This window comes from Cyanobium sp. ULC082, from assembly GCF_977927535.1.
In genome coordinates, this window is sequence record NZ_OZ376397.1 from 1486161 (window position 1) to 1511213 (window position 25053).

Consider the following 25053-nt stretch of genomic DNA (forward strand, 5'->3'; position numbering starts at 1 on the left):
CATTCCGCTGAAAATCAGAAACCATGAAAGTCCACGAGGTTGCCGAATGGATGGCGCTCAGTCCATTGGAGCTCGCGAGGTTCTCACGGTGTCGAGTCGAGGCCAGATCACCTTGCCTGCCGGGATGCGCAGGCATCTGGGCATCGCACCGGGCGGGGTGGTGATCGTGGAAGAGCTGGATGGAGAGCTGCGTCTCAAGCCCGCTGAGGTGCTCGAACAGGAGTTCTACAGCGATGCTCAGATCGAGGAGTGGGATCGTGCCGACCGGCTTTCGGTCAGCGCACGCAACACCATCCTCAGGCGGCTGCAGCTGGGGCGAAGCGCCTGTTTCTTGATGCCAATGTGCTGTTCACAGCGGCTCACAATCCGGATGGAAAAGCTGCTTTCCTGATCACGCTGGGACAATCCGGCCTGATTCAACTGGCCACCAGTGCCTATGCCAAGGAGGAAGCCCGGCGAAACCTGGCCCGGAAATTTCCCCACTGTATGGATCGTTTTCTGGCCAGTATTGATGGCCTCCGCCTGGTGAGTGACGACTGCGATGTGCTTTGTCCTGCCGGGTTGCCTGAGAAAGACTGGCCGATCTATCGGGCAGCCCATGCCTGCAAGGCTGATGTGTTGGTCACCGGTGATCTCCGTGATTTCGGCCCGCTGATGAATGCGCCCGAGCGCACCGCTGGCCTCCTGGTTCAAACGGTCGCCGAGGGCGAAGGGCTCGAAGAAGGCGGTGATGCCGAACTCCTGGGCGAATTCGAGCACCCGGCACCAGGCGCGGTCGTCGCGGAGGATGCCGCGCAGGATCACCGGCGCGTTGCCGCCCTGCAGGCCCATCTCGAACTGGGGATGGCCGATCGAGGCCTGCACGCCGTCGTCCCGGTAGGTGGGGGCGATGTCGGTGCTGCCGATCAGGATGCGCCGCTGGGCGGGATTCCATTCATAGGGGATGTCGTAGAGGGCGAGCAGATCGGCGGCGAGAGCCCAAGAGGGAAAAGGAAGCACCGGCTGGGGAGGCTGGATCGCATGTCTGGGAGTGGCAGGGTAATCTGAGCATCAGCCGAAACGGCAGCGAAGCGCATCATGGGTACTTAGGGAGATAGAGATTGGCACTCTTGCTAATTGTCAGAAAGAGATCCTTCACCTTCATTTTCCCCGACCCAGGATCACGAAGAGTGCAAACCTGTTCAACGGGTAACTTTCGATGTAAGGTTGACCCGCCAGGATGCGTTGCCACTAGAATATGAGAGCACGTTTTCGAGAAGCCCTTTCACCACTTTTCAAGAAGGTGAGAAGCAAGTTCGCAATCGACATTGGCAATAAGCCTGGCACAGTCTCTGACCAAGGAGCTCAGACACCAACAGCAAGTGATCGATCTGAATTTGGCATCGCGAAAACCGATTACGGACACATGATCGCCTACAAGTCAGACAAGGTGATTGGGCAATCGTTGCTACTTCATGGAAGCTTCCAAGAAAGACAAATCAAAGAGGTAAATCAATTTCTAATAAGGTCTTTTGGTTTTCAGCCAACGACCTTCTTGGACATAGGAGCTAATATTGGCACTCATGTTATTCACGCCGTTCAAACAGGACAGTTCAGCCTGGGAATAGCTATAGAGCCTGATTTCAACAATTTCAATCTCCTAAGATGCAACATTCTACTAAATCAGGCGGAGGAAAAGATTCGTCCATTTCGGATAGCCTTGTCTGACAACAGTGAGCCAATTATTCTTGAGCTCTCGCCAGGAAATTTCGGGGACCACAGAATTCGCACAAAAACAGATCATCTATCTCCATCAATTGATGATGAACAGATGCGCGAGACATCAACAGTGCCTTCCGCAACGCTTGACGACTTTCTCGAAGCCCAACAACCGGACCTGGCTACCACACTAATTTGGATGGACACACAAGGGCACGAAGGCCATATCATGTCGAGTGGCAAGAAAGCCCTTGCCAATGGAGCCTGTTACATCGTTTCCGAATTCTGGCCCTACGGATTGGAACGCTCCGGAGGCAAGCGTAATCTTTTTGACTTTCTTGGATCGTGTCATTATATCTATGATACTCGATGCGATTCCTGGGAGGATAATGTTCCGCTAACGCTTGAGCAGCTGGAATCTCTCTATCAAGAAATGTTGGCCGACACCAGAAAAGATTATCACCCTCACACTGACCTGCTCCTCATCCGACAATCAACACCGAAGTAGAAGATTGAGATCAGCAGATCGAATGATCCCATGGATGATGGTAACAGAAAGGACCACTTGAAAGAAGACAGATGGCTCTGTTAGCCATCCAACAGTATTTTCCAGATAAGACTCAGCATAATTGAGCGAAGGCATAAGAGCCCTACGTAGATGGACATGATTCTCACCAACAAGTCATTGCAATAAAATGAGCAGTAGATCCATTGGGCAAATGATCTACTCAGCACGAGTGAAACACTTATTAGAAGAGTTTTTCCAATGGCATCATGATCAATGACGGACTCTCTTGTGCGTAGGCAAAGGCAACGAAGCCGCCAAGTCGTCAATCGTATTCCACCATGATTGGAACTCCAGAGAGTCTTGAAGCATTTCATTCTCGATGCTGGAATCCTTCACCTATCCGTCTACGGGCCAGCAGATAGCACATAAGAGTCGTGGCATTAAGGTACGATTGCCACAGTAGTCTACTAGCTGGAAAGATTAGATTCACCGAATCTCTAACCTCCCCGCCGTTCCCCAAGGGCAAAGGGCTGGAAGAAGGCCGTGATGCCGAACTCCTCGGCGAATTCGAGCACGCGGCACCAGGCCCGGTCGTTGCGGAGGATGCCCCGCAGAATCACCGGAGCGTTGCCACCCTGCAGCCCCATTTCAAACAGGGGGTGGCCGATCGAGGCCTGCACCCCATCCTCCCGGTAGGTGGGTGCGATGTCGGTGCTGCCGATCAGGATGCGCCGCTGGGCTGGATTCCATTCGTAGGGGATGTCGTAGAGGGAGAGCAGGTCGGCGGCGAGCGCCCAGGAGGTGCCATTCGCGTCGATCTCCACCGCCAGTTCGGTGCCACGGGCGGCCATGGTGGCCCTGCGGCGGAAGGCCAAGGCTGGCTGGCCAGGGTCTGGATCGGGCTCGACGCTCAACAGGGCACGGACCCGACGCCTCAACTCCTCGCCGCCATCGGCCGGCCCGCCCTTGCGAAGCTGCATGAAATCCCAGCGCTCGCCGGTGCCGCCCCAGGCCACCGGGCCGTAGTTGTCATGCATGACGCGCCCATCCCGGTTGGAGGCGGCTTCGGCGTGGGTCATCACCCGCTCGATGCGAATGTCGGCGGCCTGCCAATCCCAGCTGCGGGCCACGGCCGCCACCTCCCGGCACATCGCCTCGATCTGGGCCTCGGTGGGCGGCATCGACCAGGGATCAGGACGGCCGCCCATGCAGGCGCAGGAGATCGCCACGGCATTGCTGTTGCGCCGCCAGGTGTGGGCGTTGAGATCGATCGTGTAGGAATGCAGCCGGTGCAGATGGCCATCCCCGGCCACGATCGTGTGATACAGCCCGGAGCGCACCCAGTTGTAGGGGGTGGCACTCCAGTGCAGGTAGATCGTGGGGGCCATCGCAACGGGGTGGCGAACGGGTGGAGGAGGCCAAGTGGGGGAGGCCCGGCCGGACGGTAGCCGCTCTAAGTACCTGCGGCATGGAGCTGTCCACAGGGATCAGGTCGTCATCCCCAAGCGGGTGCGTGAGCAATTCGGGCTGTCACCGGGCCAGCAGTTGCAGGTGATCGCGCTGCCAGGCCGGATCGAATTGGTGCCCAGCCAACGCATCACAGCAGCGGAAGCTGCTGAACATGGGCTGAACATGCACAGGTTCTGCCATGGCCGAGCGGCCCCCAGCAGGCCGATCACGGCTGCTCCCAGAGCACCACACCGGCCCTGGCGATGTGCTCCTTCAGGGGGGGGTGATTGATCAGGTGCTGGAGCTGCAGGTCGATCCGCCACGGCAGCAGCAGATCATCCAGTTCGGCACCGAGCAACAGGAGCTCACCGAGCCCGAGGGTCGGGGCCTCCAGGCACAGGTCAATGTCGGATCCGGAGCGATGCCGGCCCAGCGCCCGTGATCCGTAGAGGATCACTCGCCGGACTGCTGGATGACAGTGAATCCGCTCCAGCAGCTGGGTTGTGGCCTCAGCCGAAAGGCCAGGAATGCCGGCTAGGATCGGTTCTGATCCAATCGATTGTGTGGGTATCGTCAACGCTGCCTGGCCCGCTGAGCCATCTGATCATGGAGCGCCTGAAGCTCCAGTCCATAGGTTTCCACGATCAGGGTGGCAATCTCGCGGGCCAGGGAGGGGTTGTAGGTGTGGCTGGTGAGATTACGGCTGCGGATCATCCCCATCCAGATGGCTTCGCTGTCTGGCCTGAGCAGATCCCTGACCACAGCCTCCCGCACCGCATCCCGCGAGCCACTGATCCCACTCACGCCCTGGTCCACCAGAAAATCCTTCAACAGCTGCCAGCTCAGTTCATGGGTGAACTCAAAAGCGTGGATCAACCCCTGTTCCTCAAGCTCGCTCAAAGGGCGTGAGCGGGCCGTTGCGATGGCCCGCTGCAGGGTGGCAAGAGCGCGGCTGTAGTTGTCCAGGCGTTGAAGCCAGCGCACATCCGCTTCCGCCATGGCTTCAGGAGTTGCAATCGGTGGTGTGAGTCTGGTCCATGCCGAAAGCTCTACGGCACACCGCTTCGGCGCATGAATGGATCGGCTGGGCTGGCCCTCAGGGCCCGGCTGTGCCGCTGGAGCCGGAAGAACTGGTCCGGCGTGACCTTGAGTACCACCAAGCGCCTGGTGCGCAGCGAGGGTTTTTCGGCTTTGGCAAGATTCGATCGTGTTTGGCAAGATTCGATCGTGGCCTGCTGCGATCAGCTGCGGCGCCTGGGCTGTCAGCTGAGATACGGGAGCACTGAATCACCCTGGCTTCGATTGAGCTGGGACAGGAACTGACGCACTCCCACGAATACGGAAAGCCCAGGGTGCCACCCCAACATCCTTCATGACAGCAGTGTGCCGAATCCGATGCAGCGAGTTAGAGCGATCAGCATCTTTCTGGCCACCGCTCAAAGCCATCCAGACAACCTCTACACGATGAAAGCTGATTTCCTGAACAACCCATCACTCCGTCCTTTATTGTCTCACTCACTTGTTAATCATCAGACATTATCCCCAGCCCGATGAGCTTCACCGCCTATGGCCGAGACCTTGAAGATCTGATTCTCTGGCGAGCGCTCCACGACGTTTCTGAGGGCTTTTACATCGAGGTGGGAGCCGGAGATCCGATTGCTGAATCCGTGAGCTGTGGCTTCTACGCCAGAGGCTGGCGGGGTGTTCTGGTGGAACCTGCCGCTGATGTCGTGATCGCCCTTTCCCAGGAGCGGCCTGAAGATGCGCTTGAGCCGGTGGCCCTGGGCGCCAGCTCGGGTTCACTCCACTTTTTCGATTTCAAGGGAACGGCCCACTCCTGCGCTGATCCGCTGATCGCTGCTCAGCGGGTGCTGGCAGGATTCCAGCTCAGAGAAACCGAGGTGCGTTTGCACACTCTGGATCAGATCTTCGAGCGCCACGCCGAGGGCAAGGAGATCCACTGGCTGAAGGTGGCCGTGGAGGGCATGGAGGCAGACGTGCTGGCGGGCTGGAGCAGCCTCCGTTTTCACCCCTGGATCGTGGTGGTGAACAGCCTCCATCCCACCAGCGGAGCCGACACCCATGCCGCCTGGGAGCACCACCTGATCCATAAGGGCTACAGCTGCGCCCGCTTCGATGGCGTGAACCGGTTTTATGTGAGCCAGGAGCACAACGACCTGGCCGCAGCCCTGGCCAGCCCACCGCTGGGGCTTGCTGGGGTGCAGCTGGGGGGAAGGCCCTGCCATCCACTCTGCGGCGGCACCTGGCAAGAAGCCCAGGCAGAACTGGAGGCCCTGGGCCGCCACACCCGCGCCGTGGAGGCGGAGCTGGAGGCAATCCGCTCCAGCCCCTGGTGGCGCCTCAGCGGCCCGGCTCGCCACGGGGCTGAGGTTCTCTCGCCGCTGCCCGGGCAGCTGCAAACTGCCAGCCGCCGGGTCCGGGGCACCCTGTCGCGGCTGCTGCGCCGGGCTGCCCACAGCCGGCCGGGCCGCTCGCTTCAGCATCGCCTGCCGCTGCGAGCCTGGGCCGAGCACGCTGGGCTGCTGAAGCCCCGCCCCCTGCCGGTGCCCAGCCCGGTGCTGCCCACGGCCACGGCCAGCCGCTACGCCCGCTGGCTGGTGCGGCCATGAAAATCCTGCTGGATCTGCAGGGTGCCCAGACGGAGAGCCGCCACCGCGGCATCGGCCGCTATCTGCGTGAATTCACCCGTGCCCTGCTGCCGCTGTGTGATCAGCGGGGCCATTCCGTGCAGATCCTGCTCAACGAGCGCCTGGCCGATGCCGCCCGCGACCTTCGCAAGGACCTCCACGATCGGGTTGGCCCGGGCTCCTTTCGGGTGTTCAGCCCAGTGGGGGCCTCCCACGATGGCGGCCTGAGCGAAGACGAACGCCGAGGCTTCAACCGCCGCCTGCTGCAGGCGGTGATCGACGATTGCCAGCCGGATGTGCTGCTGATCGGCAGCCTGTTTGAGGATCAGAGCGGCGCAGCAGTGACGGCCATCGAGCCGATCCGAACTGTGCCAACGGCGGTGATCGCCTATGACCTGATCCCCTTTCTTCACCCCGATACCTACCTCAGCTTCGAGCCCACACGGATCTGGTACCACCAGAAAATCGAGGAACTCAAACGCGCAGACCTGCTGCTGGCGATCTCCCACTCCACCAAGGGGGAGCTGGAACAGCACCTGGGGATCGAGCCGGAGCGGGTGGTGGCAATCTCCACCGGTGGCAGTGCGGGCTTCAGCGCCGCCGACCTCAGCCAGGCTGAGCGCCTGGATCTGCAGGAGCGCTTCGGTCTGGCCGGCAGCTTCCTCTATGGCAACGGCATGGTGGAGCCCCGCAAGAACCTGGACGGGTTGATCCGGGCCTACGCCCTGCTGCCTCGCAACCTGCAGAACACCCACCAGCTCTGCATCAGCACATCCGCCCAGCCCCAGGCCGTGGCCGGGCTTCGCAAGCTGGCCCGTTCGGTGGGAATCACCGATCAACAGCTGGTGATCGCCGGCCATCTCTCCGATGCCGACCTGGCCCTGCTCTACCGCGCCTGCACCGTTTTCGTGTTCCCCAGCTGGCATGAGGGCTTCGGGCTGCCGGTGCTGGAGGCGATGCAGTGCGGAGCGGCCGTGCTCACCTCGAACCGCTCCAGCCTGCCGGAGGTGATGGGCCGTGCCGATGCCCTGTTCGACCCTTTCAACCCGGCGGCGATCGCCGAGCGAATTGAGAAGGTGCTCCGCAACGAACCCTTCCGGCTCGATCTGAAGGCCCACGCCGCAGTTCAGGCCAGGCGCTTTTCCTGGCAGGCCACCGCCGCCGCCGCCCTGGCGGCCCTGGAGCAGCTGGCCGCCTCTGCAGACCAGCCGGCAGCCCCGCCTTCTGCCAACAAACCGCAGCTGGCCTACGTGGCTCCGGTGCATACCGCTCAACTGCCCCAGCACGACCATCACCAGCAGGTGCTGGCGGAGCTCCAGAACGATTACCAGGTAACGGTGATCAGCGCCGACAACCAGGAGCAGCTGCGCCAGGGAGAACACCGCTTCGAGCGGGTGCTGATCGCCCTGGCCGATCACCCCGCCTACTCCTATGGGCTGGAGTTGCTGGAGAGCGTTCCAGCGGTGGTGGAACTGCTGGCTAGCCAGCTGGACCAGCTCTACCGCAGCAGGGGAATCGAAAGATGGCTGAGGGAGCTGCAACGCTGCCACGGCTACCCGGGCCTGCTAGCGGTTGCGAAAGGTGCATCGCTCAAAGACCTTGCCAGCTACCCTTGCACCGAATTGCTGGAATCGGATTCGCTCGGGGTGATCGGGCCCGACGTTCCGCTGGCGAATCTGGCCTGTCACCTGGATCGGCTCTACCAGGCAGCCACTCCGGTCCTGGGCCTGCTCAAGGAGCCAGCTACTCTGCAGCTGGCGGCGAAGTCAGGCCAGGCTGCGGAGGCCATCTGCCAGTCGCTGGCGAACAGCCTGCCGAGACACTCACCGAAGCGGCGGCGCCAGTTGCTGGTGGACATCAGCGTAGTGGTTCGACACGACGGAAAATCAGGAATTCAGAGAGTCATCAAGGGAGTTCTTAGCCAGATTCTCAGAGATCCATGCATCCCATGGCAGGTTGAACCGATTTATCTCAACGATGAAGGACAATTTCTTTATGCGCGAGCGTATTCATTGAAGTTTCTTGCCTTGGGAGGAGAATGGAGCAAGGATGAACCCGTTGAGGCAAAGGAAGGCGATGCATTTCTGGGTCTCGATTTGAACATCCAGTTAATGTATAGGGGGAGCGAAGCCCTGAACAGACTTAGCGCCAATGGCGCTAAAGTCCACTTTGTAGTCTACGACATAATTCCTATACTTTGTCCAGATTATGTCGGCCGGGAACATCGACAGCTATTCACCCGATGGTTGGAGCAAGCAGCAGAGTTTGATCATCTGATCTGTATTTCCAAGGCAGTAGCCGAAGACGTGGAACTGTGGCTGCAAGAGCATCCCGAGCTGAAGAACCCAATGAGAGCAATACGTTGGTTTCATCTTGGATCAGCTTTGGATGGAGCCAAACCGAGTCACGGATTGCCAGAAAATGCTCACGAAGTTCTTACAAAGCTGAAAGAAAGTCCGACTTTCCTATTCGTTTCAACGATCGAACCAAGGAAGGGACATTTTCAACTATATTCTGCGGCAAATCTACTCTGGGATCGAGGAGAGTTATTTAATCTCGTTTTCGTGGGCCGTCAAGGGTGGAACATGGAACAGCTTGCAACAGAGATTAGACAGAATCCATTACACGATAAGAACTTGCACTGGCTTGAAGGGATATCAGATGAGTATTTAGATTTGATCTACAAGGCCTCAAGTTGTTGCATTAATCCATCAATGGCTGAAGGGTTTGGTCTGCCCGTAGTTGAAGCCGCGCGATATGGCATCCCTTTGCTGCTTCGTGACCTTAAAGTGTTTCAAGAAGTGGCTGGTCATGCTGCCAAGTACTTTACAGGCGATGATCCCGCTGCCCTTGCCAACGCAATGAGTGAATGGATGCAACAGAACAAAGCTTCTCCATTTCCACCGCCAGAAGATATCAAGACAATCTCGTGGCAGGAGAGCGCTGAATGGTTACTCATGCTTTTGGAAAAGAATGACGCAGCTTGAAGATCCACAGGATGGAACGCATGCAATTAGCAGTAATATTGCTCTCTTTTTGCATTGGGACACTCTTGACATGCCACCAATCAAAGCAGCCAACAATTAGGGTGGTGGAGCTCAATCCAAATCGTATACGAACCATGACGCCGTGGTCGCATTGCTTTCCAGCAGGCAAATCCAAAAATAAATAAGCTAATTTACCATACACCTTTACCAAGCAATCCACATGCTACGGTCATCCCTTTGCCGAGAAGTTGATTTCAGATCAGAATGGTACAACAAATGGTGCAACATAATCAAGAATGGCCTCAAAAAACTTGACGAAGAGGAAAAGGCAGTTTGGCAACCAGTCTGGGATGGCATGAGTTTTAAATGTATGCACCGTAAACTATGGGAGTGGTGCGCAATTTCAGAGGCTCTAGAAGAGCGGGGTATGCTCGTGGATGGCAGAGAAGGTATTGGCTTCGCAGTTGGGAAAGAGCCGTTAGCATCAATGTTTGCAAGCTATGGGCCAACAGTTACTGCAACTGATTACCCATCAGGAGATATAGCTTCCCAATGGAACGAAAGCGGTCAGCTCGCCAAGGGCATAGAGGATTCGAATTGGCCAGGCCTAATTTCGCATCAGGAGTTCCAAGATCGAGTTAAGTTTCGACCAGTTGACATGAATCGGTTAAGTGTCTTGGACAGTAAGGTTTACGACTTTATGTGGAGCTCTTGCTCGTTTGAACATTTAGGTTCATTGGAAGCTGGAATAAACTTTGTCTGCAATTCACTCGAATTGCTCCAACCCGGTGGGCTAGCAGTGCATACAACTGAGTACAATGTTTCTTCAAATGAAGATACCATAAAGAATGGAGACAGCGTGATTTATCGTCGACGTGATATTGAGGCCCTTGATCGGAGATTGCGCCTCCAGAACGCGGCAATCGAAAATCTTGATTTTGAAGCAGGCAGCGAACCAAACGACATCGGTTATGACTATCCTCCCTATTACTCCCACAATCGCCAGCACATCAAGCTAAAGCTTGGAGATTACATCAGCACTTCAATCCTACTCATCATAAGAAAGTATTAGCCAACAAGGGGGTTTGCCGCCAAACTTTCGCAGTGCAGAAATCACCAGACAATACCGATGGAAGTCATCAATAAAATTACATTGCAGACAGGAATACAAAGAGTCTAAAGATAGTTCAACCATGACAGCTCTATTTAATCTGCTGCTTAACTTGGAGAGGGTTCCCAACTGATTCCCGTTAAGCATCAGTCATCCCGCCTAGAGGAGTAAGGACTGCAGCCATGTAATCTGAGTCATCCGATTGAATGAATTCACAGAGCTTCATTCCTGCTGAAGCAGCCAAGAATTCAAGCGACCTTCCCATAAAGAAAAATACATGGAACCGAGTATACTCGTAAAGATAATCATAGCATGGTGTGGCATGAACAAGCTTTCCATCAGGCAGTAAAAGCTCTTTCAGCATTGATGTTACTCCAATAGGATCGGTTAAATGTTCAAGTACATTATGAGTGATAATTCCGTTGAATCGATATCGAGAAAGCTCCTCAGTCGTTGCAAAGACCCAATCTGAGGAATTCACAAGAGAAGGTTCAAACCCATAGATCTGATATCCCTGTGAACGCAGAGTTAAAAGAGCCTTAGGCTTAGCCACACCACACCCATAATCAAGATACACACCCTCCTTCTTCAAGCCCAATAGCTCAAAGCTTCGTAGGATCCTGTCGGTTGAATCACCTTCAGAGTAGAGTTGATAATGCAAACGATAATCAAACTCTAACATCTCCTCCTCCATTTCGAGCACCTTCGCCGGCCCAAAGATTACATCACAGCAAGGACATTGCCGGCGAATTAACTCACCACCAAGAAAGATGCACGTGCTGGAGTAGCATTTAAAAGCAGATTTGTCATCTTCATGGCCGCACAGATAGCATAAAATACGATCCTTTTCGGCGAGAAGATGCAATCGATCTAAAACAGCCCAATGAGATTTGATAAGATATTGAGCAATTTCGTGCACGCGGTAGTTCTCTACGCTTTCCTCCAACTTGGTAAGGCGGTCAAGAATCAAGTCCTGCCGCACGAAGAACAACCATTTGTTCCTCAAAGCAGTCTTGAGTCGTTTCGGGAAAAAGTGAAACATGTTAACACCTAAATTTTTCATAGCGATGTGCAGCACTCTACATTAACTACAATAAAAACAATAGACTTTAGACGCAATCAACTACAATTTAATAAAGGTAGCACAAACACTGCGAAACCTTGTTAAAATGCAAGATCTTAGATAGTCCAAAGTGGGCATAGTTCTGAAACTTAAGGATGTCTGCATGTATCTTTTGATGAAACAGGGAGTTCAATTCAACATTCTACGATAAAGCTGAAGGAGCAACGCTTTCCTCGATCGCCAATTATTGGTCAACAATTCAAGAGCATGCTTAGTTCGAATCAGCTCTTGACTTGTTTCTCGAAGTAACTTGGGAGAGTAGCCATCCCAAATTCCAATTGGAAACGAGAAAAAGGACTTCAATTCCGTCAGAATTTCAGATGCACCCCACCATTCATTCAGACCATCAAAGTAAAGGAATTCGTAGGAGTAATTGCGCAGAAGCAAGTTTATTTCATTCGTATTTGGTGCCTTTTCTGTTGAGCAAGGTGTAGTTGCTTCGTACAAGATAATTTTTGGTCGATATCGAAACAAGTCAATTCCCAAAAAGACCTCTAGCTCAAAGCCTTCGACATCAACCTTTAAAAATTCAAACTGCTTGTCAGGATACCCCAAATCTTCCAAAATTTCATTCAGAGGTCTAACATCAACCTCAATCTCTCTTTCCTCAAAGCCAAGGTGACTTGCATTTATTATGTTTTCCTTTACCAAACTACTTAAACCAGATCCCTTCAGTGCAGTCAACTTTGCCTTCCCATTCGATGCTCCCGCAGCACAGCAAACAACCTTGTCCCTTGTTCGTGGATAAAAAGTGGTTGCACATTCTGGAATGGGTTCAATGGTAATTCCAGACCATCCCTTGAGATAAAAGAACTTGGTTACCGAGTCTTCTTCTTCATCTTGGCCGCCAACATCAATGTAAAAACCATCATTCACATCCTTAAAGCAACGTTCCAAAAGGACGTCTTCAAAATTCTGAGAAAAGAAGCTGTCGACAGTCATGTTGATGTTTTTTCTATCTTAACATCAAACTAGGGAACGGCACCCAGCAGCTCACCAATTCCAGAAAGCCTCCTGCAATTTATGCATCATGTCTGAGCAGGTTGCCGGATAATATAAACCATGGTAACTCACTCAATCGTACCCACTGAAATTAGCATAAGCCAACGCCTTAGCTTTCATTAGATCTGGAATCAGATGAACATAAGCGTGCATCGCAATGAATCCTCGATAGGCAATCCAGCACGCCTCCTCATGGTTCTTCAAAGCCCAATTCACCTGTTCTGGAAGATCACTAAAATCCTTAGCAGTTGGAATAAAATGCCTCCAGGGTTGTAACAGCGGATCATAAGCTAGGTAGCGTTTAGATGGGGGCTTAAAGACCAGACAACCTGCCAAATACTTGGACAGGCTCCCCCAGGCTCTTGCATTCCCAGGGATGTCTGGGTAAAAGCGATGTGCCATGATCTCAGACTCCGATATCTCGGAAGAAAAAATAGATTCGTTGACAAGTTCAGTCTTGGCTGCCTCCCTAAGGCCTTCATCAATCTGAACTAATCGAGAAAGGGCAAGGTCAATAGCCGAGTGGCTCCCACGTAGTTTCTTGCAGATTTGAAATCTTGGATTGTTCCAAAGGTCATTCAACGACCCGATATGAAGGCCTGCCTGGCCAATAACCCCACCTGTCGTAGAGCCTCTCCACAGCATGGAAGGAAGCTTTGCATCGAACGAACGAAAAAAAGAATGCGCATCCAAGAGCTGTGGCAAAGCCTTTGGCTTACTTCGATACGTGATCATGGCGTAGAGATCTGGAACCACATTGGCAAGATCCGAGCTATCCATGCAGAGGCAATCTCCGCTACTGACACCCAAGTCACCGGCATCCAGCCTGATGCTGAATTCGTTATCAATGCTGGAAGAAAGACTCTTGAGCAGCGGCAACCAATGGCCGAGTACCTGCCAAATCCTTCGTCGTCCCAGCTCAACGGGTGGCGATGAGGCGGCAAACCAGGATGGGACACTAACTACCGCTAGAGGGCTCGAACGCGATCGGTTTTTTCTCCTAGGCTGATAGTGCACGATGACTTGGAACCCCTCCAAATCGTCCGTAATACAAATTGATGGAACATCATCCCTTTGGCGTAACTGCGCCTCATGAACCAACTCAGATTCCCAAGGTTGACCGCTAGCAATAGCCGTACTTGGCATCATAAGCTGGATACCTTTTCTCAATGCGGATGGCACTTTGAGGAAGAGTGAGCGCATAGGTCTCATTGGGTTTACAAAATCCGAGCTATCCTAAGTTTTAATCAATTGATCACCAGCAGAATTCCGTCAGGATTTATTCACTTGTTTTACAACTATAACACCAACCTACATCAGGGCCATGAATCCCCTTGTATGAATACCATGAACATCCTTGCTCAGCCTAATATGCTAGCTGCATATCATGGAAAAGTCTCAAAAACATACCTCAAGTCTTGGCTCAGTCGAATTGCCTGGTCCTTGCGATTACTCTTTAACCTTGAGATCTCCGCCCAACCATGAGTCCACCTGTTGCTCTGATCAGCGGCATCACCGGCCAGACGGGGGCATACCTGGCCCACCGGCTGCTGCAAAAAGGCCACAAGGTGGTTGGCGGCACCCGTGATGCCAGCTCCTCCGACCGCAGCCGGCTGAAGCGGCTTGGCGTGGATGGCGATCTGGAGTTGCTCTCACTGGCGCCAGCTGATTTCCGCAGCGTGATCCAGTGTGTGCGCAAGGTGCGGCCTGATCAGATCTACTACCTGGCCGGGCAAACCAGCGTTGGTCTGTCGTTCGAGCAGCCCTTCGAATCGATCGAATCCATCGCTGTTGGCACCCTCAATCTGCTCGAAGCGATCCGCCTGCTGGGGGAAGACATCCGCTTCTTCAGTGCCGGCAGCAGCGAATGCTTCGGTAACTCCCTGGTGTTTCCACTCACCGAAGAATCGCCGATGCGGCCGGTGAGCCCCTACGCAGTGGCTAAATGCGCCGCCTTCTGGTCCACCGTGAATTATCGGCAAGCCTATGGGCTGTTTGCCTGCACCGGTATTCTCTCCAACCACGAATCACCGTTGCGCCCGGATCGCTTCGTGACCCGCAAGATCATCTCGTCGCTGCGGAGCATCCAGGCTGGCGACGCCGACAAACTCACCCTCGGCAACCTGGACATCTGGCGTGACTGGGGCTGGGCTCCGGACTACGTGGAGGCGATCGATCTGATCATGAGTGCCGATAATGCCGACGATTACCTGATCGCCAGCGGCCACACCCACAGCCTGCGCGAGTTTCTCAGCATCGCCTGCCGCCTGGCCGGCCTCGACGAAGACCAGATCATCTCCAGCGACCCGGGCCTCTACCGCCCATCGGAGCTGAACACCATCGAGCTCGATCCCAGCAAGATTCGGCAGCAGCTGGGCTGGAGCAGCACCCTGCCATTTGAAACGATGGTGGAGCGCCTCTATCACGAGGAGTTGTTCTGAACAGCCGTTCTCAGCTGCCCGGGCCCACGGTTTTCTTTGAAGCCACGGTGCTCGGGCAGGCCCGTCAGTGCGAAGGAATGCGCACCGGCATTCACCGCTGCATTCTTGAGCTGCTGCGCGCCTTGCATCGCGACCATGCCGACCTCCAGCTGGTTCCTTTCAGCCGCACCGGCAACGCTGCCGCCGATCTCAGAGTCGTGCTCCAGCAGGAAGGTCTTCCGCCTGGCCTGGCGCCGCGGCAGGCCAGGCTGGACCGGCTGGTGCGCACCGTGCTGCCGGCCTCACCCCTGCCGGGAAAGCTGCGTGAGCTGGCCTACACCGTCAGGGAGCGTGCCTATGAATCCGCTCTGGTCCGGGCGCTGCGCAGCACTTCGGATCCACCCCTGCTTCAAGACTGCTTTCAGGGCACTCCGCTCCGCAAGGCCTTCCCCCCCTGTCACCATCTGGCGATTGTCTACGACCTGATCCCGATCCTCTTTCCGCTTCAGATTCAAGCCGGTTTCTTCGAACCGTTCGATGCCTTCTACGCCTCCCTCACAGCCAACGACACGGTGATCTGCATCTCCGAGGCCACCCGCCTTGATCTGCTGCGCTGTTACACCCAGCTGAATCCAGATCGCTGCCTGGCCATCCCCCTGGCGGCCTCGGAACAGTTCCGCCCCGAGCACGATCAGGTCGCCATCGCCGCCATCAAAAACCGGCTTGGCCTCGCCGCTGATCAGCCCTATGTTCTCTCACTCTGCACCCTCGAACCCCGCAAGAACCTGGCAGCGGTGGTGCAGGCCTTCGCCCGGTTACCCGGGCTCCAGGCCGAGCACGCCCAGCTCAGGCTTGTGCTGGTGGGCACCTCCGGCTGGGGTGATCAGGCCGAGCTTGCCGCCATGGCCAGGGATCTTGGAGTGTTCGACCGCCTGCTGATCACCGGCTACCTGCCGGATGCCGAGCTTCCCGCTCTCTACTCAGGAGCGCTCGCCTTTCTGTACCCATCCCTCTACGAGGGCTTCGGCTTGCCGGTGCTGGAGGCCATGCAATGCGGCACACCGGTGATCAGCTCCAACCGCTCCAGCCTGCCGGAGGTGGTGGGAGAGGCCGGATTACTGATCGATCCCACCGATATCGATGCCCTGGCCACAGCCCTGGAGGCGGTGCTGAGCTCCACGGAGCTGAGGCAGCGGCTCGGGGCCGACGCACTGGAGCGGGCCAGCCTGTTTTCCTGGAGCACCACCGCCGGCCGGATCGCCCAGCTTTACCGGGAGCGGCACAACAGCCGATGAGCGCAAAGCGGCCCCTGCGGCTTTACTACGACGGCTACATCTACGGCTGTTACGACCGGGGCACCGGTGGCATCACCCGCTACTTCGATTCCCTGATCAGCCACCTGCCCACCGATCTCCAGATCCTGCTGACAAGCTCGCGGCCACCCCAGCTTCCCCATCCCCATCACCCAGGCCTGCAGATCGTGCACGCCAACCCAAGACGATGGCCTGTACGGCTTTCACGCAAACTGGAGCATTTCAAATACACCCTGGCCGCAACCTTGTTTGAGCCAGATCTCAACCATCCCACCTATTACATTCCCCCCAGGATCTTCCAAAACCAACGCCGGAGCCGTCCGTTGGTTTACACAATTTATGACATGATTCACGAGATCTTCAGCGAGCAGGAGGATCCTCAGGGTGAAGCAGCCGGCGAGAAAAAAGCCTGCCTTGAACAAGCAGACCTTCTATTATGCATCAGCGATTCAACACGGCAAGACCTTCTGCGTTTTTATCCCCAGCTGGAATCACGCAGCTGTGTGGTTCCCCTGGCAAGCTCGCTTGATTGTGCTGGCAATGATTGTGGATCTGAGCATCCGAATCCAACCCTACCCAACGCTCTCGCCACCATTCCCTATGTGCTTTATGTAGGCAACCGCAACACCTACAAAAACTTTCCCCTTCTGCTGAAGGCTGTCGCAGCGCTCCAGCCCAGCCACAGCGATCTCCACCTCTGTATCGCCGGCCAGCGCCTGAACGGAGCAGAGTGGCGGCAGGTGGCTGAGCTTGGCCTGGGCCAACGGCTCGTGCAGGTGGAAAGCCCAGCCGATGATCTGCTGAAATCGCTCTACGCATGCGCCCTGCTGTTTGTCTACCCCTCTCTGTACGAAGGTTTCGGTATCCCCCCCCTGGAGGCGATGCAATGTGGAACGGCCGTTGTGGCCAGCCATAGCTCCAGCATCCCCGAGGTGGTGGGGGACGCGGCCAGCTTGTTTGATCCCACCAGCCTGGAGGATCTGGTCGAATCGATGCGAACCTTGCTCGATTCCGCTTCCCTCAGGGAGCAACTGATCAGCAAAGGCCATCAACGGGTGAAACAATTCAGCTGGAGCCGAACGGCCGCCCAGACGATGGAGCATTACCGATCGTTGCTTTGAGCATCCGGGTCTTTGTCTCGGCAGCCGGCTCCATGAGTCAGCAATCAAAGCGATTCTAACCGATCAACTTACCATCACACTTTGCTGATAAACAACATGCCGAGCAGCCCAGGTTGTCCCCAGATCACCCTGGTCACCCCATCGTTCAATCAGGGCGAATTCATCGAGGCCACCCTGGATTCCGTTCTCTCGCAGAACTATCCAGATCTTCAATACATTGTGATCGATGGCGGCAGCACCGATGGAACGGTGGAGATCCTTCGCCGCTATGAGCGTCACCTCAGCCTGCTCCTGATCGAACCAGATCAGGGCAGTGCCGATGCAATCAACAAGGGATTGCGGCTGGCCACAGGCGAATGGTTCAACTGGCTGAATTCAGATGATGTGCTCATGCCAGGTGCCCTGAATCAGTTGGCCTGTCATGCGCAGCGGCACCCAGATCGGCAATGGATCAGCGGCTGCAAAGTGAACCTTGATGCAGCCGGCAGCTATGTGTCGAGCCAGGCCCCCTGGCGTGAGAACCTGGCCTTCTGGTTGTTTGAAGCGGCTCTGTTTCCCCAGGATGCCACCTTCCTTCGCACCGGCTTTCTGCGTGCCAAGGGAATCGAGCTGGATGTCGCACTTTGCAACGTCTACGACACCGTTCTCTATCTCCAGTTGCTTGCCCATGCCGAGCCGCTGCTCGTTTCCTCCGTGTTTTCTGGCATGCGCTGGCATCCCGATCAGAAAACCGCCAACACCACCCAGCGGGCGCTGGAGAGCGAAGCGATCCGGGCGGCATCTAGGCGGCTGCCCCACCATCACCGGATCACCTGGACGCAGAGGCTCTGCGCATCGCGGCTCGCCTGGCTGGCCCGGCCACTGCTGATCAGCCTGGCCAACTTGAACCTCTGGCCATCGCGGCTGAACTGGACCGTGGAGCAGTACAACGCCTGGACGCGATCCTTCCAGCTGTGCCGGATCAGGGATTGCATCCACCAATGACTGGAGCTGCAGCCATCAACCCAGTTGTGGTGATTCCTGTTTACCAGGCGAATCTCAATGCCTACGAGCAGATCAGTCTGCGGCGCGCCTTTGCCATCCTGGCGGACCATCCCATCTGCCTGCTTGTGCCCCGCTCCAGGCAGAACGCCATCCGGCTGATGCTCCAGAAGCTGCTCCCTTTGGAGGCCAACTGTGGATGGCAGGTCGTGGACGACCACTGCCTGGACTCACACCGCTCCTACAATCAAATGATGTTGGAGCCAGCGTTCTATCGCCACTACGCATCCCACAGCCACCTGCTGATCTGCCAGCTGGATGCCTATGTGTTCGAGGATCAGCTCCTGCACTGGTGCCACCAGCCCTTCGATTACATCGGCGCCCCCCTTTATCTTCCCAACGCAACCCATGGACCCGCAGGCTTGTTCTGCGTTGGGGTGGGGGGGTTCTCCCTGCGCCGGATTCAGCCGATTCTTGCCTTGCTTCAAGCCAACCCGATCGTTTTTCGAAGCCGAGAACTTCGCGAGATCCTCCAACCCTTCAACAACAAAGCCCGTGCCTTGTATCTGATCCGCTATCTTTTCTGTCGATTGATCAATGGCTGCCGGCTGGCGGCACCTGGCAACCAGTTAAGCCGCTGGGTAGGGGTGAACGAAGATGCTGTGTTCGCCAAGTATCTTCCTCGTTATCACAGCAGTTTTCGCCTTCCGGATGCGAGTGCAGCCTTGGAATTCTGCATCGACAAGCATGTGGAACTGGAGCTGGCTGCCCTGGGCGGAGCCATTCCATTCGCTGCCCATGCCTGGTGGACCTGCCCCGAAAACCTGGCCGCCTGGCGTCCATTCATCACTGAACTGCAAACCAGCGAGGCGATCTGAACCATGATGGATGTCGATCTTTCCTATGTCCAGCGGTTGCTGCGTGATCGCGTTATCACAGGCAAGGTACTGGAGCTTGGCGGTGGCTATGGCGGCCAGATCTGCGCTGAGCTGATCAAAGAAGCCGGGCTCGACTATGCTTCCACTGATCTGCCTGGTTGCCCCTACAAGGTGGATTTAGAGATCGACTTTCTCGCTTCTGCCCCATTGGCTGTGGCTGAACAATTCAACACCCTGTTGATCCTCAATGTCTTGGAGCATGTGTTTGATCCGGTAACCTTGCTGGATCGAGCGGTTTCTCTTCTGGCTCCACAGGGTGTGGTCGTGTTGTTGAGCCCCGTGTGCTGGCCGATTCATCACTACCCCGTTGATTGCCACCGTCTCCTGCCGGATTTTTATCGCGAATATGCGCGTCGGCGTGGCATGAAGATCGTGGATAGATCCTTCGTCTATGTGTCCTCAGGTGCCGCCATTCCACCTGAAGCCCCCTCAAACGAGGCCTTGCCCCGCATTCAAGCTGGATCCGCTGTTCAGAGGCTCTGGTCCCGCAGTGTGCATCGCCTCCTCCGCACCGATGGACGCCCGATCTACACCCTGCCTGTTGCGCAGGAAGCAATCGCCGTGGCGCTGCGATCCGCTTGAGTGCCTTGCGCCTGCTTCACCTCACCAACGATCACTATCCCCGCGTCACCGGCGGCACGGAGATCTTCGTGAGCCAGCTGATCGAGGCGCAGCTTGGCTTGGCCGGTGCCGCTGAGATCCTCTGGGCCTGCCACCGGGCACCCCTGCTGGATCCCGACCATGCTCCGGCGACGCCCCTGAGCCGGCAGCAGCGCCTGCTGCCGCCGATCCAGAGCGGGTCCCGCCGGCAGCAGGTGGCCGCCACCGCCGCCGCCATCCCCGGCTTCGCTGAGCTGCTGCAGGAGTTCCGCCCCGATGTGGTGCATCTGCATTCCTTCAGCGAGCGCTGCGGGCTCAGCCATGCCCGCGCTGCCAAGGCCTTCGGTGCCCGCCTGGTGGTCACGGTGCATGCCCCCGGTTTCACCTGCATCAAGGGCAACCTGATCGATGGGCGCGGGGCGATCTGTGATGGGGTGATGCGCGAGCGGCGCTGCAGCCGCTGCCGGTTGCAGAACGGCGGCCTGCCCCTGCCGCTCGCCGCTGTGGTGGCACTCCAGCAGGGCTGGCCCCTGGGTCCGGAAACGCCAGGCACCCTCGCCCATGTGCTCAGTGCACGCCAGCTCACCGCCGCTTTCCAGGCGGCCTGGCGAGAGCTGGCGGGCCTCGCCGATGCCATCCACGTGCTCGCCGAATGGAGCCGCCAGGTGCTGCTGCGCAACGGCGTGCCAGAGCACAAGCTGCAGCTGATCCGCACCGCCGGCCCACCGCCATTGCCGCCGAAACAGCGCCAGCCGATGGAGGATGGCCTGCTGCGCCTGGTGTACTGGGGCCGCTGTCATCCGGTGAAGGGGCTTCACCTGGTGATCGAGGCGATCCTGGCCCTGCCGCAGACCGCCCCGATCCAGCTCGATTTCTTTGGCCCCTACTGGGACAGCAGCTACGGCCGCAACCTGCAGCGGCGCATCGCCGGCGATCGCCGCTTCCGCCTGCGGGGGAACATTGCCAAGGCAGAGCTGCTGCCGCGCCTGCAGCACTACGACCTGGCGGTGGTGCCCTCCACCTGGCTGGAAACCGGCCCGCTCACGGTGCTGGAAGCCTTCGCCGCCGGGCTCCCCGTGGCCGGCAGTGATCTGGGGGGGATCCGGGAGTTGCTATGTGGCGCCCCCACTTACCTGCGTGTGCCATTAAATCCACAAGCTTGGACATCGTTACTAAAAACCTTGATATCAGATCCGGGCATTATGAGGTTCTCATTGCCAGTTTTTGATTCATTCCACTATCTTGCTGGCAGAACAATGAAGCTCTATTTAGCCTTGTCAAATACAACCTTGTAATGAGATGAATATTCTTCTGATCGCCGACCCCCACATTCCAGTTCCACCGACGCAGTACGGAGGAACTGAACGAATTGCAGATCTTTATGCACGGGAACTTAACCGCCTAGGGCACCGGATCAGCCTCATGGCCGGAATTGGTTCTCGCGACTATGGGGGAGGGTTGCATGTGCACCGCGCTCCAACAATGGCATACCACAGCCGAGCCAGACGAAAACTTCAGTTTCAAATCCAAAGCCTGTGGGCCGCAAGGAATGTGGATTGGATTTTCAATCATGGTCGATTTGATTATTTAGAGACCCTGCTGAGAACCGGTATCCCAATTGTGCATATCGCCCAAAACCCACTTGACGGTGATCAGATCAAATTTATGGAACGTCGAGTGCGGTCGAACTTTCTACTATGTGTCGTCAGCAATGATCAGCTTAAAGATGCGCCAACCTCGTTGCCCACCAAAACAATTCACAACTTTGTCGATACTAGACATTTTCGTTTCAGCAACAAAGGTGATGGCTACCTTGCGTTCCTTGGACGTCTCACTGATAACAAGGGAGTTCACACCGCAATTGAAGTCGCCAAGCTGACCAACCGTCAGCTTCGGATCGCCGGAACAATCTCAACAGAAGAAGGAGGCGAGGAGTACTTTTATCAACGCGTCAAACCCGAGATCGATGGGGACCTAATTCAGTATGTTGGACCAGTTGACGATACCCAAAAGCAAGCCTTACTTTGCGGAGCTGATGCATTGCTTTTCCCTACTCAATGGAGAGAGCCCTGTGCGATCGTGATATCCGAAAGCCTTGCCTGCGGCACTCCAGTTCTGGCCTTTGATGTTGCATCTAATGGTGAGCTTATTGATAACAGAGTAACAGGCATTTTATGCCCAACGGTTGGTGACGCCACTCAAATGGCAGAGGCAGTTGGGAGAATCAATCAGATTTCTCGAATGGATTGCCGCAAAGCCGCTGAAACTAGATTTGACGTACGATCAGCAACCCGCCAGCTCATTAATTCACTCCCTGCGCGGATTCTATAAGCCATCTTATCGCGTCAGAACCATTTAAGCACGAAACGCTACATAGCATTCATCTATCTTTTTAGCGATAATTTCTTGACATCAGAATCCACATGAATAGCGCAGCCGAAAGGCCAAAGCCTACCACTCCTGAAGGGGTACCCAAGCAAAGACGGCCCAATTAGGAATTAACAACCGTCTCAAGAGTCAGCATCCATCAGCATTGAGACCAGTCTCAATGACCAGCTAACAAAATTTCACTCATGAACAAGATATGACAGCAAAAGCATCCATCAAGGCATTTCTGAGCTTCCTGAGCGACTATGCAGACATGCCATTCTCTCCTCGAAAACGGCAGTTTCCACGTTATGTCTGGAGTTATCTGGCCAGTGCCATGGCGCGCCGAACTGGCACCTATTCATCGAGCCTTGCCTTCCAATTCAAACGCCAAAAGACAATCACTATCAGCCTACAGCCTGAGCACTTCGGCATGGCCAAAGGAATCCTTCAAGACTGCGAATACGACAATCTACCCCTCAAGGCTTCCCCCAAGACCATCATGGATCTGGGTGCGAATATTGGATTGGGCGCAGTGGTCTTTCATGGACAGTCGCCCGAGGCTGAAATCTTATGCGTAGAGGCCGATCCACGAAATGTTCAGCTGCTGCTGCGCAACCTGAAAGACAATGGGATCCCGGCTCATGTGGTGGCAGCAGCGATTGGTCCTGAGCAGGGATTGCTATCACTTCGGATCGGTCAGGACAGCACATGTAGCACACTTGTCGATGCCTCTGTCATTCATCCAGGCATGAATGCTGAGGTCAAAGTACCCGTGGTTTCAATGGATCAACTGCTTGAAGTCTGTGGCTGGAGCAGAATTGATCTGCTGAAGATTGACATTGAAGGTGCCGAAGAAGAACTGCTGTGTGAGTCCCCCCATTGGCTTGAGAAAGTAGGCGCAATTGTGATGGAGATTCATCCCAATACAACACCAGAGCGGATTGCTGGATATCTTCGTCCCTATGGTTTCGTGCTTGAAAAACACGGAGAAGGTCGCGAACCCGTTTACGTGGCCTCGAAGCAAACCGTGTGAGCGAGCACATCATCATCGTTCTCGATTCGCTTTGCGCCGAGGGCACTCAAATCCTTGCTCTCCAGCTCTCCCAGCAGTGGCTGGCCCAGGAGATTGAGATTTCGGTGGTATGCCTGTTTCCCGAACCGAATGATCTGCTTCCGGAGTATGCGGCACTCGGGCTGAGCCCACAAGTTTATCGCCTTGGCCAGGGTCTTGGCCGTTATCTTCAGTTGCTGGTTCAGAGCTTCTGGATCTGCAGAAAAACGAAACCCACCGCCGTGCTCAGCTTCCCGCTCGGCTGGCATGCCTGCATCGCCTGGGGCGCCAGGCTGGCTGGCGCGAAGCGGGTCTGCGCCCATGTGGGCAACCTGCCACCGGTGTGGACCGGGGGCGCCTTCCGGAAGTTCCGTTGGCTGGTGCAGCTGGGGCGGCCCGTCACCAGCCGCCTGCTCTGCTGCTCCGATTACATCCGCGCCGCCACCATCCGCGATTTCTGTGTGGCCGCCATCGAAACCACCACCATCTACAACGCCTGCGACCTCGATCGCTTCGCAGCCCAGCCACGAACTGCCTCCCATTCGGGCACTCCTCGCATCGGCATGGTGGCGCGGCTGGAGATCCACAAGGATCAACCCACCCTGCTGCGTGCCGCTGCGTTGCTGCGGGATCAGGGGATGGCCTGCGAGATCTGGCTGGTGGGCGAGGGAAGCCATCGCCCCCAGCTTGAAGCCCTGATCGCTGAGCTGGATCTGGGTGATCGGGTGAAGCTGCTCGGCATGCGCCGCGACATCCCCGAACTGCTGGCCCAGCTCGATCTGTTCGTGTTTGCCGCCAAGCCCGACGAGGGGTTCGGAATCGCCCTGGCCGAAGCGATGGCCGCCGGTGTGCCGATTGTGGCCACCGATGTCGGCGCCTGCCGGGAGGTCCTGGAGAATGGACAGCTCGGGCGGCTGGTGGCTCCTGGTGATCCGGGGGCGCTGGCGGCCGGGATCAGGGAGGTGCTGGCCGATCCCCTCGCCGCCCGCAGGCGCGCCGAGCGGGCCCGTAAGCGGGCGCTCCGGGATTTTTCAGTGCAGGCCATGGCCCAGGCCTACGGGCGGGAACTGGGGCTCTCGGTAGCCTGAAGCCATGGCCGCTTCCCCCACCCTTTCTCCCCTGGAGGCCCTGCGCCAGCAACGCCATGCCCGCTGGCTGGCCGCCTTCACCAGCAGCCTGATCGAGGTGTTCAGCGCCCATGCTCAGCCGGGTGGTGAACCGTTCGAGGTTTTCTTGTTCGGCTCCAGAGCCCGGGGCGACTGGGATGGCTACTCCGATATCGACCTGCTCGTGATCGCGGATGAGCAGGGGGCGGCCGATCTCTGGGCCGATCGCCTGCTGGAGGCCGGTGCTGGCTCGGATGTGCTGCCGGTCAGCCGAGGCTGCTGGCAAGCCTGGCTTGCTTCTCCCTCTCCCCATTGGCGAGCGGTGCGCTCCCAGGCCATTCCCCTGCTGCCCTGGCCCCCGTGAACGCACGCCCGAAAGCCTGGCTGGCCCAGGCCCGCAACGACCTGGAACTGGCCGAACTCGCCAGCCGCAACGGTTTCCTCGCCCAGGCCTGCTATTTCGCTTCGCAGGCTGCACAAAAAGCTTTCAAGAGCATGATCCTGGAGCTTGGAGTGGAACCACCCCACCAGCCGAGCTGTTCGACCCCGCCGATGCTGAACAGGCGATCGGAACGGCAGCAGCGGTGATCGAGGCGCTCGCCGCCACGGATCAGGCGCCAACGTGAT

The 25053-nt window shown here is 56.6% G+C and carries 25 protein-coding genes and 1 pseudogene; 18 read left to right on the top strand and 8 right to left on the bottom strand.

Annotated features, from left to right (window positions below; translation table 11 throughout):
• Positions 1–46: 46 nt before the first annotated feature.
• Positions 47–193 (top strand): annotated as a pseudogene (locus ACXMDY_RS07850) (AbrB/MazE/SpoVT family DNA-binding domain-containing protein); the annotation flags it as partial.
• A gap of 44 nt (positions 194–237) precedes the next feature.
• Here ACXMDY_RS07850 and ACXMDY_RS07855 read toward each other — a convergent pair.
• Entirely contained in the window at positions 238–999 is a 762-nt protein-coding gene (locus ACXMDY_RS07855; RefSeq protein WP_457767591.1) for a hypothetical protein, read from the bottom strand.
• A 238-nt stretch (positions 1000–1237) separates the two neighbouring features.
• On the opposite strand from ACXMDY_RS07855, the gene ACXMDY_RS07860 reads away from it, so the two are divergent.
• Positions 1238–2206 (top strand): FkbM family methyltransferase, encoded by a 969-nt coding sequence (locus ACXMDY_RS07860; RefSeq protein ID WP_457767547.1) that lies wholly within the window; start codon positions 1238–1240, stop codon positions 2204–2206.
• Between the two features lie 497 nt (positions 2207–2703).
• Here the strand turns inward: ACXMDY_RS07860 and ACXMDY_RS07865 are convergent, their stop codons facing one another.
• Positions 2704–3594 (bottom strand): N-acetylmuramoyl-L-alanine amidase, encoded by an 891-nt coding sequence (locus tag ACXMDY_RS07865; protein ID WP_259700950.1) that lies wholly within the window; start codon positions 3592–3594, stop codon positions 2704–2706.
• 121 nt (positions 3595–3715) lie between these two features.
• On the opposite strand from ACXMDY_RS07865, the gene ACXMDY_RS07870 reads away from it, so the two are divergent.
• Positions 3716–3946: an AbrB/MazE/SpoVT family DNA-binding domain-containing protein gene (locus ACXMDY_RS07870; RefSeq protein WP_259700951.1), complete on the top strand. Its 231-nt coding sequence runs from the start codon at positions 3716–3718 to the stop codon at positions 3944–3946.
• Here ACXMDY_RS07870 and ACXMDY_RS07875 read toward each other — a convergent pair.
• Together ACXMDY_RS07875 and ACXMDY_RS07880 are read right to left on the bottom strand one after the other, a co-directional pair.
• Positions 3882–4232 carry a nucleotidyltransferase domain-containing protein gene (locus ACXMDY_RS07875; RefSeq protein ID WP_259700952.1) on the bottom strand — a complete coding sequence of 117 codons (351 nt, stop codon included), beginning with the start codon at positions 4230–4232 and terminating at the stop codon, positions 3882–3884. The two genes, ACXMDY_RS07870 and ACXMDY_RS07875, sit on opposite strands and share 65 nt — an antisense overlap.
• Positions 4229–4654, bottom strand: a complete 426-nt coding sequence (locus ACXMDY_RS07880) for a nucleotidyltransferase substrate binding protein (protein ID WP_259700953.1) — start codon at positions 4652–4654, stop codon at positions 4229–4231. The genes ACXMDY_RS07875 and ACXMDY_RS07880 overlap by 4 nt, the downstream gene beginning before the upstream one ends.
• A gap of 551 nt (positions 4655–5205) precedes the next feature.
• Between ACXMDY_RS07880 and ACXMDY_RS07885 the strand changes: the two genes are divergently transcribed.
• Positions 5206–6285: an FkbM family methyltransferase gene (locus ACXMDY_RS07885; protein ID WP_259700954.1), complete on the top strand. Its 1080-nt coding sequence runs from the start codon at positions 5206–5208 to the stop codon at positions 6283–6285.
• Here the strand turns inward: ACXMDY_RS07885 and ACXMDY_RS07890 are convergent.
• Entirely contained in the window at positions 6258–6464 is a 207-nt protein-coding gene (locus tag ACXMDY_RS07890) for a hypothetical protein (protein ID WP_457767592.1), read from the bottom strand. The genes ACXMDY_RS07885 and ACXMDY_RS07890 overlap by 28 nt on opposite strands.
• Between ACXMDY_RS07890 and ACXMDY_RS07895 the strand changes: the two genes are divergently transcribed.
• Together ACXMDY_RS07895 and ACXMDY_RS07900 are read left to right on the top strand one after the other, a co-directional pair.
• Positions 6378–9290, top strand: a complete 2913-nt coding sequence (locus ACXMDY_RS07895; RefSeq protein WP_457767585.1) for a glycosyltransferase — start codon at positions 6378–6380, stop codon at positions 9288–9290. The two genes, ACXMDY_RS07890 and ACXMDY_RS07895, sit on opposite strands and share 87 nt — an antisense overlap.
• Before the next feature lie 220 nt (positions 9291–9510).
• Entirely contained in the window at positions 9511–10362 is an 852-nt protein-coding gene (locus ACXMDY_RS07900) for a methyltransferase domain-containing protein (RefSeq protein ID WP_259700956.1), read from the top strand.
• 178 nt (positions 10363–10540) lie between these two features.
• Here ACXMDY_RS07900 and ACXMDY_RS07905 read toward each other — a convergent pair whose 3' ends face one another.
• From ACXMDY_RS07905 to ACXMDY_RS07915, 3 genes are all read right to left on the bottom strand, one after another.
• Positions 10541–11479 (bottom strand): class I SAM-dependent methyltransferase, encoded by a 939-nt coding sequence (locus tag ACXMDY_RS07905; RefSeq protein ID WP_457767548.1) that lies wholly within the window; start codon positions 11477–11479, stop codon positions 10541–10543.
• 174 nt (positions 11480–11653) lie between these two features.
• Complete coding sequence (locus tag ACXMDY_RS07910) at positions 11654–12466, bottom strand: FkbM family methyltransferase (RefSeq protein ID WP_259700958.1); 813 nt, start codon at positions 12464–12466, stop codon at positions 11654–11656.
• Positions 12467–12598: 132 nt separating this feature from the next.
• On the bottom strand, positions 12599–13405 hold the full coding sequence (locus ACXMDY_RS07915) for a glycosyltransferase family 90 protein (protein ID WP_259700959.1): 807 nt from the start codon (positions 13403–13405) through the stop codon (positions 12599–12601).
• 602 nt (positions 13406–14007) lie between these two features.
• Here ACXMDY_RS07915 and ACXMDY_RS07920 point away from each other — a divergent pair.
• The 12 genes from ACXMDY_RS07920 to ACXMDY_RS07975 all read left to right on the top strand — a co-directional run bounded on the left by ACXMDY_RS07920 (position 14008) and on the right by ACXMDY_RS07975 (position 25014).
• Entirely contained in the window at positions 14008–14967 is a 960-nt protein-coding gene (locus tag ACXMDY_RS07920) for a GDP-mannose 4,6-dehydratase (protein ID WP_259700960.1), read from the top strand.
• Between the two features lie 47 nt (positions 14968–15014).
• Positions 15015–16241, top strand: a complete 1227-nt coding sequence (locus ACXMDY_RS07925; RefSeq protein WP_259700961.1) for a glycosyltransferase family 4 protein — start codon at positions 15015–15017, stop codon at positions 16239–16241.
• The gene (locus tag ACXMDY_RS07930) at positions 16238–17380 is read left to right on the top strand and encodes a glycosyltransferase family 4 protein (protein WP_259700962.1); all 1143 of its coding nucleotides are present in this window, start codon (positions 16238–16240) and stop codon (positions 17378–17380) included. Before ACXMDY_RS07925 ends, ACXMDY_RS07930 begins: the two co-directional genes overlap by 4 nt.
• A 96-nt stretch (positions 17381–17476) precedes the next feature.
• Positions 17477–18364 carry a glycosyltransferase family 2 protein gene (locus ACXMDY_RS07935; protein WP_259700963.1) on the top strand — a complete coding sequence of 296 codons (888 nt, stop codon included), beginning with the start codon at positions 17477–17479 and terminating at the stop codon, positions 18362–18364.
• Positions 18361–19239, top strand: coding sequence for a DUF5672 family protein (locus tag ACXMDY_RS07940; RefSeq protein WP_457767549.1), 879 nt, complete (start codon positions 18361–18363; stop codon positions 19237–19239). Before ACXMDY_RS07935 ends, ACXMDY_RS07940 begins: the two co-directional genes overlap by 4 nt.
• A 3-nt stretch (positions 19240–19242) precedes the next feature.
• Positions 19243–19881, top strand: a complete 639-nt coding sequence (locus ACXMDY_RS07945; protein WP_259700965.1) for a class I SAM-dependent methyltransferase — start codon at positions 19243–19245, stop codon at positions 19879–19881.
• Positions 19878–21194, top strand: coding sequence for a glycosyltransferase (locus ACXMDY_RS07950; protein ID WP_259700966.1), 1317 nt, complete (start codon positions 19878–19880; stop codon positions 21192–21194). The genes ACXMDY_RS07945 and ACXMDY_RS07950 overlap by 4 nt, the downstream gene beginning before the upstream one ends.
• 4 nt (positions 21195–21198) lie before the next feature.
• Positions 21199–22230, top strand: coding sequence for a glycosyltransferase (locus ACXMDY_RS07955; protein WP_259700967.1), 1032 nt, complete (start codon positions 21199–21201; stop codon positions 22228–22230).
• Positions 22231–22483: 253 nt separating this feature from the next.
• Positions 22484–23302, top strand: coding sequence for an FkbM family methyltransferase (locus ACXMDY_RS07960; protein ID WP_259700968.1), 819 nt, complete (start codon positions 22484–22486; stop codon positions 23300–23302).
• On the top strand, positions 23299–24408 hold the full coding sequence (locus ACXMDY_RS07965; protein ID WP_259700969.1) for a glycosyltransferase: 1110 nt from the start codon (positions 23299–23301) through the stop codon (positions 24406–24408). The genes ACXMDY_RS07960 and ACXMDY_RS07965 overlap by 4 nt, the downstream gene beginning before the upstream one ends.
• Before the next feature lie 4 nt (positions 24409–24412).
• A complete protein-coding gene (locus ACXMDY_RS07970) occupies positions 24413–24790 on the top strand; it encodes a nucleotidyltransferase domain-containing protein (protein WP_259700970.1) in 378 nt (125 codons plus the stop codon).
• A complete protein-coding gene (locus ACXMDY_RS07975; RefSeq protein WP_259700971.1) occupies positions 24787–25014 on the top strand; it encodes a HEPN domain-containing protein in 228 nt (75 codons plus the stop codon). Before ACXMDY_RS07970 ends, ACXMDY_RS07975 begins: the two co-directional genes overlap by 4 nt.
• The last annotated feature ends 39 nt before the right edge of the window (positions 25015–25053 follow it).